The 7,772-nt window shown below is 64.5% G+C and carries 7 protein-coding genes; 6 read left to right on the top strand and 1 reads right to left on the bottom strand.

The window, feature by feature from the left end; genetic code table 11:
- Positions 1–424 precede the first annotated feature (424 nt).
- Positions 425–814, bottom strand: coding sequence for a RidA family protein (locus tag B0B52_RS04265; protein ID WP_077592382.1), 390 nt, complete (start codon positions 812–814; stop codon positions 425–427).
- 215 nt (positions 815–1,029) lie between these two features.
- Between B0B52_RS04265 and B0B52_RS04260 the strand changes: the two genes are divergently transcribed.
- The 6 genes from B0B52_RS04260 (at position 1,030) to B0B52_RS04235 (ending at position 7,768) form a co-directional block, all read left to right on the top strand.
- Complete coding sequence (locus B0B52_RS04260; RefSeq protein ID WP_077592381.1) at positions 1,030–2,583, top strand: ABC transporter substrate-binding protein; 1,554 nt, start codon at positions 1,030–1,032, stop codon at positions 2,581–2,583.
- Between the two features lie 138 nt (positions 2,584–2,721).
- Positions 2,722–3,663, top strand: a complete 942-nt coding sequence (locus B0B52_RS04255) for an ABC transporter permease (RefSeq protein ID WP_077592380.1) — start codon at positions 2,722–2,724, stop codon at positions 3,661–3,663.
- A 1-nt stretch (position 3,664) separates the two neighbouring features.
- Entirely contained in the window at positions 3,665–4,504 is an 840-nt protein-coding gene (locus B0B52_RS04250; RefSeq protein ID WP_077592379.1) for an ABC transporter permease, read from the top strand.
- Positions 4,501–5,514: an ABC transporter ATP-binding protein gene (locus tag B0B52_RS04245; protein ID WP_077592378.1), complete on the top strand. Its 1,014-nt coding sequence runs from the start codon at positions 4,501–4,503 to the stop codon at positions 5,512–5,514. Before B0B52_RS04250 ends, B0B52_RS04245 begins: the two co-directional genes overlap by 4 nt.
- On the top strand, positions 5,511–6,488 hold the full coding sequence (locus B0B52_RS04240; RefSeq protein ID WP_077592377.1) for an ABC transporter ATP-binding protein: 978 nt from the start codon (positions 5,511–5,513) through the stop codon (positions 6,486–6,488). Before B0B52_RS04245 ends, B0B52_RS04240 begins: the two co-directional genes overlap by 4 nt.
- A complete protein-coding gene (locus B0B52_RS04235) occupies positions 6,485–7,768 on the top strand; it encodes an amino acid deaminase (protein WP_077592376.1) in 1,284 nt (427 codons plus the stop codon). The genes B0B52_RS04240 and B0B52_RS04235 overlap by 4 nt, the downstream gene beginning before the upstream one ends.
- Positions 7,769–7,772 lie beyond the last annotated feature (4 nt).

The raw sequence follows: 7,772 nt of genomic DNA, 5'->3' as shown, positions 1-7,772 counted from the left end.
ACGTGCCCCCGACCTGACGCGCTTCGCGCGTCAGGTCTCCCCGAATCCGCTCCCGCTTTCATCCCCCACCCTTCTGTATGCGCCGAGGAGCGGAGGTTCAGCCGGATCAGGGCGAGCGATTGTCTGAGCCGCAGGCGAGTTCGAGCTCGACCCCGGCTGGACCGAGCACCGCAGGTTGCCCCGTAGCGAAGCGAAGGGGACGCAGACAGCAGGGGCGCCTTTTTCTTTGCTTACTTTCTTTTTGGCGACGCAAAAAGAAAGTGAGTTGCCGCCGGGCAACCCCCGGCTTGCCGGAAGACCCACAGCCGCACAAGCTCGCGCAGGCTTCAACCAGCCCAGCCCGAATAGCAAGTAAAACAGCAGTCGCTATGAATTCAGTAGCTATAAACGCCCGAATCCATTGGGCAAATCGCCAATTTGACTATCAAGCGACCGGCTTGTAAGCCACCACATCAATCTCCACCCGCGCATCCACCATCAACCGAGCCTCAGTAGTAGACCGCGCCGGCTTCCCCTCGCCGAAGTAGCTCATATAGACACGGTTGAAACTGCCGAAGTCGCGCGCGTCCTGCAACCAGACCGTGGTCTTGCAGACATCGGCCAGGGTGCAGCCGGCCAAAGCGAGCGCAGTGGACAGGTTTTTCATGACCTGGCGCGTCTGCACCTCGATGCCGCCAGCCACGATTTCGCCTTTTTCATCCGCCGGCACCTGGCCGGAGACATAAACAAAGTCGCCGGCCCGCACCGCCGGTGAAAAAGGCCGGGGTTGCTGGTCGGACGCGACGGGAGGGTTGCCGAGAAACTGCAGTGCCATGTCAAAAACTCCTTGTTGGCTGATGGTTAATCGCGGCGACACCAGGCTGGTGCGGCCTCATTGCTGCTTGCCCCAAGAGGGGGACGGTGATGCATGATTATGAAATATATTTTCAATAATTCACGTAAATATCAGGGTATCACCCAATATTTGACTGTTTTGGATGGCCTATTCTTTGCATTCTGAAAATTACTTTCATATTCAGGAGATTGAACATGCTGCATTCCTTGTCTCTGAGCCGACGCAAAGCGGCGCTCGCACTGGTGCTTGGCGCGGCGGCATGCCTGCCGCTGACGGCGCAATCCCAAGCCGCCAAGTCGGCCCTGAACCTGGCCATGGTGGCCGAGCCGCCGACGCTGGACATCCAGTCCACGCCAGCCGACCTGGTCTGCATCATCATGCAGCACGTCTACGAGCCATTGTTCACTTTCGACGCCAAGGCCGCGCTGGTACCCATGCTGGCCGAATCCATGCCCAAAATCTCGGCCGACGGCAAGTTGTACAGCATCACCCTGCGCAAGGGCGTGAAGCTGCACAACGGACGCGAGCTGAACGCCGATGACGTGGTGGCCAGTCTCAAGCGCTGGATGGAAGTCTCGCCGCGCGGCAAGTCGGTTTCCGCCCAGGTAGCCGACCTGACCGCCAAAGGCCCGCTGGCGGTGGAAATCAGCCTGAAGAACGCCTATGCACCGCTGCTGTCGCAACTGGCCATGGCCTCGGGCATGGCGGCCATCATGGCCAAGGAATCGCTGGCGCAGCCGCTGCGTGAATACGTCGGCACCGGCCCCTACCGGTTCAAGGAGCGTCGGCCCGACCAGTACGTGCTGCTTACGCGCTTTGACGGCTACTCTGCCCGCGCGGAAGTGGCCAGTGGCTACGGCGGCAAGCGCGTAGCGATGGTGGAAGAGCTGCGCTTCGTGCCCGTGCCCAACGCCAACACGCGCGTCGAAGGGGCTCTGGCCGGCCAGTTCCACTACGCTGATCTGTTGCCCATCGAGGCGTTGGCCCGGCTGGAAAAGGCCAGTGGGAAAGCGGTGCCGATCATGACGCCGTCCTTCGGTTTTCCTTACCTCGTTTTCAATACCAAAGACGGCTCACTGGCCCAGCAGCCAGTGCGCAAGGCGGTGCAGATCGCGCTGGGCGAAGGCGAGATGCTGGCGGCCGGTTTTGGCGACACGCGCTTTTTCATCGCCGAGGGCAACCACTTCCCCAAGGGCACACCGTTCTACTCGGACGCCGGCACCAGCAACTACAACGAGCGTGACGCCAGGAAAGCCAAGGCCCAGGCTGAGCAGGCTGGCTACAAGGGCGATCCCATCCGAATCCTGACCAGCCGACAGTACGACTTTCACTACAACATGGCGCTGATCATGGCCGAGCAGCTCAAGAAGGCGGGCTTCAAGGCAGAGCTGAACGTGGTCGAGTGGGCCACGCTGCTGCAGCGCCGCGCCGACCCCAAGCTGTGGGACATCTACATCACCCATTCAGGCCTGTTCCCCGAGCCCATGCTTTCGCCACCGCAGCTGGGTGATGGTGCTCCGGGTTGGTGGAGCTCTCCTGCCAAGACCGCAGCGCTGGCCGCGCTGAACCAGGAACCCAACCCGGCCAAGCGCGGCGCGCTGTGGGGCAAGGTGCAGCAGGTGGTGTACGACGAAGTACCCTACATCCACGTCGGCAAGTTCGCCAGCCTCTCGGCGCGCGCACCTGCGTTGCAGGGCTACACGCCCTTCACCTATCCCTTCTTCTGGAACACCAGCCTGAAGAATTGAGCCCCCACGCTTTTCGCTTCGGGCCTGCGGCGCGCTGCCCCTTTCCTCACGCATGGAGCCGCCCGCCTGCGGTCCGGCGAAGCCGGTTCCGCGGCTTGACTGGAATTTGAGGCGCTTCTGAATGGATAAAACAAGGGAATGACCCGCTATTTGTTATCACGCCTGGGCGGCATGCTCGTGGTCATGGCCATCGTGGCCGTGCTCGTGTTCATCCTTACGCGCGCCGCCTCGGGGGATCCCATCGCCGTGCTGCTGGGCGACCAGGCCACGGCCGAGGATATTGCGCGGGTGCAAAAGGTCTACGGCCTGGACCGCCCGCTGCCCGTGCAGTTCGGCCTGTGGGTCAAGGAACTGGCCCAGGGTAATCTGGGCGAATCCATCTTCCTGCAGCGGCCGGTGACCCAGGCGCTGTGGGAGCGCGCCGAGCCCACTGCCTTGCTTTCACTGATGGCAATCGCCATTGCCACGCTGATCGGCGTGCCCTGCGGCATCGTCTCGGCCGTGTTCCGCGGCAAGGCCATCGACCAGGTCTTCACCGGCTTCGCCATGCTGGGTGCGAGTGTGCCCAGCTTCTGGTTCGGCCTGGTGCTGATGCAGATCTTCGCCGTGTCGCTGGGCTGGTTTCCGGTGTCGGGTTATGGCGAGCCGGGCGCCTCGCTGGCCGCGCGCATCTACTGCCTGGTGCTGCCGGCCACGGTGTTGGGCGTGTTGAACTCGGCGCTCATCATCCGTTTCACGCGTGCTTCCATGCTCGACGTGCTGGGCGAGGACTATGTGCGCACCGCGCGCGCCAAAGGGCTTCCCGAAAACACGGTGGTGCTCAAGCACGCGCTGCGAAACGCCCTGGTGCCCATCGTGACGGTGATTGGCCTGACGGTGGCGCTGATGATAGGCGGCGCGGTGGTCACGGAAACCGTGTTCGGCCTGCCCGGCGTCGGCAACCTGGTGGTCAGCGCCGTCATCCGGCGTGACTACCCCGTCATCCAGGGCGCGCTGCTGGTTGTCGCGGCGATCTACGTGGTCATCAACTTCCTGATCGACCTGCTGTATACGGTCGTCGATCCCCGGGTGAAATACTGACATGCAGATGCCGCTGATCCTGCGCAAACTGTTTCGCCGCCGCATCGTGCTGGCGGCGGCGATCACCCTGGTCGTGGTCGTTCTGGTGTCGCTGTTCGCCGGGCCGTTGAGCGGTCTGGACCCGAACGAAACCGCGGTGTCGCAGCGTCTCTCGCAGCCTTCAACGGCCCATTTGCTGGGCACGGACGAACTGGGCCGCGACCTGTTCGCCCGCATCGCTTTCGGCGGCCGTTACTCGCTGACGATCGCCTTGCTCACGGCGGTAGGCTCCATCGTGGCGGGCACGCTGATCGGCCTGATCGCGGGCTTCTTCCGCCGGCTGGATGCGCCGGTGAGTCGGGTGGTCGACGCGATGATGTCATTCCCCGACATCCTGCTGGCGATCGCGCTGGTCGGCATCCTCGGGCCGTCGATGCTCAACGTGGTGTTCGCGCTGGTGCTGGTGTACACGCCGCGTGTGGCGCGTGTGGTGCGGGCATCCACGTTGGTGGTGCGCGAGCTGCTGTTCGTGGAAGCCGCCCGGGCGGTTGGCGTTTCCACCCTGCGCATTCTGTGGCGCCACATCCTGCCCAACCTGATGTCGCCCATCCTGGTGCAGGCGTCGTTCATCTTCGCCTACGCCATCCTGGCGGAAGCCGCCCTGTCTTTCCTCGGCGTGGGTGTACCGCCGGAGATTCCAACCTGGGGCACCATGGTCGCCGGCAGCCAGCAGTATGCGCACCAGGCGCTGTGGATCGTGCTGTTCCCGGGGCTGGCGATCATATTGACGGCGCTGTCGCTGCAACTGCTGGGTGACGGCATCCGTGACTTGCTGGATCCGCGCCTGAGGAAGTCGATGTGAACCGCCTCGAAGTGCGCAACCTCTCCACCTTCTTCGACACCGATGAAGGGTTGATCCGCTCCGTCGCCGATGTGAGCTTTACCATCCGCGCGGGCAAGACCACGGCCATCGTCGGCGAGTCCGGCTCGGGCAAGTCGGTGACCAGCCTCACGCTCATGCGCCTGTTGCCACGCACCGCCAGCACACAGGTCAGCGGCCAGGCTTTATTTGTCAATCGCGCAGGCCAGACGCTGGATCTGCTGACCCTGCCGGAGCCGCAGATGCGTGCCATTCGCGGCAACGAGGTGGCGATGATCTTCCAGGAGCCGATGACCAGCCTGAACCCGGTGTTCACCATCGGCGAACAGATCGCAGAATCGTTGCGCCTGCACAAGGGCATGGACCGGGCGGCTGCGATGGTGCAGGCCTTGCGCATGCTGGAGCTGGTGGAGATTCCCGCCGCCGCGCAGCGCCTGCGCGAGTACCCGCACCAGCTCTCGGGCGGCATGCGCCAGCGCGTGATGATCGCCCTGGCCATGGCCTGCGACCCGACGCTGCTGATTGCCGACGAGCCCACCACCGCGCTGGACGTGACCATCCAGGCGCAGATCCTGGCGCTGATGCGCCGGCTGCAGGCCGAGACCGGCATGAGCATCCTGTTCATCACCCACAACCTCGGTGTGGTGGCGCACCACGCCGACGATGTGGCCGTGATGTACGCGGGCCGCATCGTGGAAGCCGCACCGGTGAACGACCTGTTCGCGCGGCCGCAGCATCCGTATACCCAAGGCCTGCTGGCCTGCCTGCCGGGCCAGCAGCGCAAGCGCGCGCAGAGCGTGGACGGCAAGCGCCGTCTGTACGCGATCCGGGGTCAGGTTTCCAGCCCGCTGGCGCCGCCACCCGGCTGCGCCTTCGAGCCGCGCTGCGACAAGGCCATTGCTGCCTGCCGCGAAGCGATGCCGGCGCTGCGCACCGACGATGCCGGTGGCAGTGCGCGCTGCATCCTGGTTCCGGAGGCCGCCTCAGCATGAGCACCGTGGCGCCATTGATCGAAGTGAAAAACCTGCAGAAGTTCTTCGGCTCTTCATCGAAGCCTGTGCGTGCGGTGGACGATGTGTCTTTCACCATCCAGCCCGGGGAAACACTGGGCCTGGTCGGCGAGTCGGGCTCCGGCAAAAGCACCATAGGCCGGGCCCTGCTGCGGCTGATCGACAGCACTTCCGGCAGCGTCACTTACCGGGGGGAAGACCTGGGCTCGGCATCGGGCAGCCGCATGCGCACCCTGCGCAGCAAGCTGCAGATGATCTTCCAGGACCCGTACGCCAGCCTGAACCCTAAGATGCGTGTGCGCGACATCTTGGGTGAGGCCTTGCAGGTTCACGGCCTGGCCAAAGGCAAGGAGGCGACTGCGCAGCGCATCGCCGAGTTGCTGCAACTGGTCGGCCTGCCGCCCGAGCATGCCGCGCGTTACCCGCACGAGTTCTCTGGTGGGCAGCGCCAGCGCATAGGCGTGGCCCGCGCACTGTCGGTGCAGCCGGAATTCATCGTGGCCGATGAGCCACTGTCGGCGCTGGACGTGTCCATTCAGTCGCAGGTGGTCAACCTGCTGTGCGACCTGCGCGACCAGCTTTCGTTGACCATGCTTTTCATCTCGCACGACCTGGACGTGGTGGAGTACCTGTGCGATCGCGTGGTGGTTCTGTACCTGGGCCGGGTGATGGAAGTTGCGCCCACCGAAACGCTGTTTTCGCGGCCGCTGCACCCGTACACTCAGGCCCTGCTGGCCGCCTCGCCCAAGCCCGACCCCTTGCTCAAGACCACACACATCCCGCTCAAGGGCGACATCCCGAGCCCGATGAACCCGCCTTCGGGTTGTGTGTTCCGCACGCGCTGCCCTTACGCCATTGAAGCCTGCGCGCAGACCCGGCCCGAGCCGCGCGACATGGGCGGCGGGCGGCTGAAGGCCTGCATCCGCGACGACATAGACACACTGACCACCCCATGACATTGCAAGACCTGCTCGACCCCACGCTGGACGCCTCGCAAAAGGGCTTCCCCCATCACAGCGGCCCGTTGCGCCGCTCCGCCATCGGCAGCCAGGGATGGAACGTGTTGCGCGGCGACCTGCCACTGCCACTGGCTGTGATCCGGCGCGACGCGCTGGCCGGCAACCTGTCATGGATGCAGGGGTTCGCCGGCAGTCACGGCGTCGGCCTCGCGCCGCACGGCAAGACGACAATGTCGCCGCAACTGTTTCAGCGCCAGCTGGCCGCCGGCGCGTGGGGACTGACCTTTGCGACCGTCGGGCAACTGCGCGCCGGTGTGGCCGCGGGCGCCACGCGATGCATCATCGCCAACCAGGTGTTTCGCGCGATCGACCTGCAGGGCATCGATGACCTGAAGCGGGCCCACCCGGGATTGCGCGTCGCTTTCCTCGTTGATTCGCTGGACCAGCTGGCGCTGATCGAGGCCTGGAAGGCAACGGGCAAAGGCACTCAGCCGCACGAGGTGCTGCTGGAGATAGGCGTTGACGGAGGGCGCACCGGTTGCCGCACGCACGAGCAGGCGCTGGCCCTTGCCCAGCGCTTGAGGTCCAGCGCGGCAACCCGCCTCGTGGGTATTGAATGTTACGAAGGCCTGGGCGCCACCGGCCAGTCGGAGGCCGATACGGCCTATGCCCAGGCCTTGATGAAACGCGTGCGCGACATCGCCCTGGCTTGCGACACGCAGCAGCTGTTTGAAGCTGATGAGATTCTGCTCACTGCCGGCGGCTCGGCCATCTTCGATCTGGTGGCCGACCACCTTAAGCTCAAACTTTCACGGCCGGTCCAGGGCCTGCTGCGTTCCGGTTGTTATGTCACGCACGACCACGGCACTTATCACCGGATGATGAATTCGGTGGCGGCGCGCATGGGCTGCGGCCACGGCCTGCATGCCGCGATGGAAGTGTGGGCCGCGGTTCAGTCTTGCCCCGAGCCGGGTCTGGCCATCCTCTCGGTGGGCAAGCGCGACATCTCCTACGATCTGGAGCTGCCCATTCCCACCGGCTACCGCGTCCAGGGGCAGGACGCCATCGCGGCCGCGCCAGGTGACTGGAAAATCAGCGCCATGAACGACCAGCACGCTTATTTGCGCGGCACCGGCGAGGAGCACAAGGCGCTGCGCGTGGGCGACCTGGTGGTGCTGGGCATTTCGCACCCCTGTACCACCTTCGATAAATGGCGCTGGATGCCCGTGGTCGACGCCGACTACAACGTGTGTGATGCCATCGTCACCTGCTTCTGACATT

This window comes from Polaromonas sp. A23, from assembly GCF_002001015.1.
GTDB lineage: Bacteria > Pseudomonadota > Gammaproteobacteria > Burkholderiales > Burkholderiaceae_C > Polaromonas.
The sequence above is the reverse complement of the archived record's forward strand: the minus strand, read 5'-3'. Positions and strand labels throughout refer to the sequence as shown.

Excerpts from the sequence above, each read along its gene's own strand:
- B0B52_RS04265 (WP_077592382.1), bottom strand. The coding sequence starts at position 814 with ATGGCACTGCAGTTTCTCGGCAACCCTCCCGTCGCGTCCGACCAGCAA.
- B0B52_RS04260 (WP_077592381.1), top strand. The coding sequence starts at position 1,030 with ATGCTGCATTCCTTGTCTCTGAGCCGACGCAAAGCGGCGCTCGCACTG.
- B0B52_RS04255 (WP_077592380.1), top strand. The coding sequence starts at position 2,722 with ATGACCCGCTATTTGTTATCACGCCTGGGCGGCATGCTCGTGGTCATG.
- B0B52_RS04250 (WP_077592379.1), top strand. The coding sequence starts at position 3,665 with ATGCAGATGCCGCTGATCCTGCGCAAACTGTTTCGCCGCCGCATCGTG.
- B0B52_RS04240 (WP_077592377.1), top strand. The coding sequence starts at position 5,511 with ATGAGCACCGTGGCGCCATTGATCGAAGTGAAAAACCTGCAGAAGTTC.
- B0B52_RS04235 (WP_077592376.1), top strand. The coding sequence starts at position 6,485 with ATGACATTGCAAGACCTGCTCGACCCCACGCTGGACGCCTCGCAAAAG.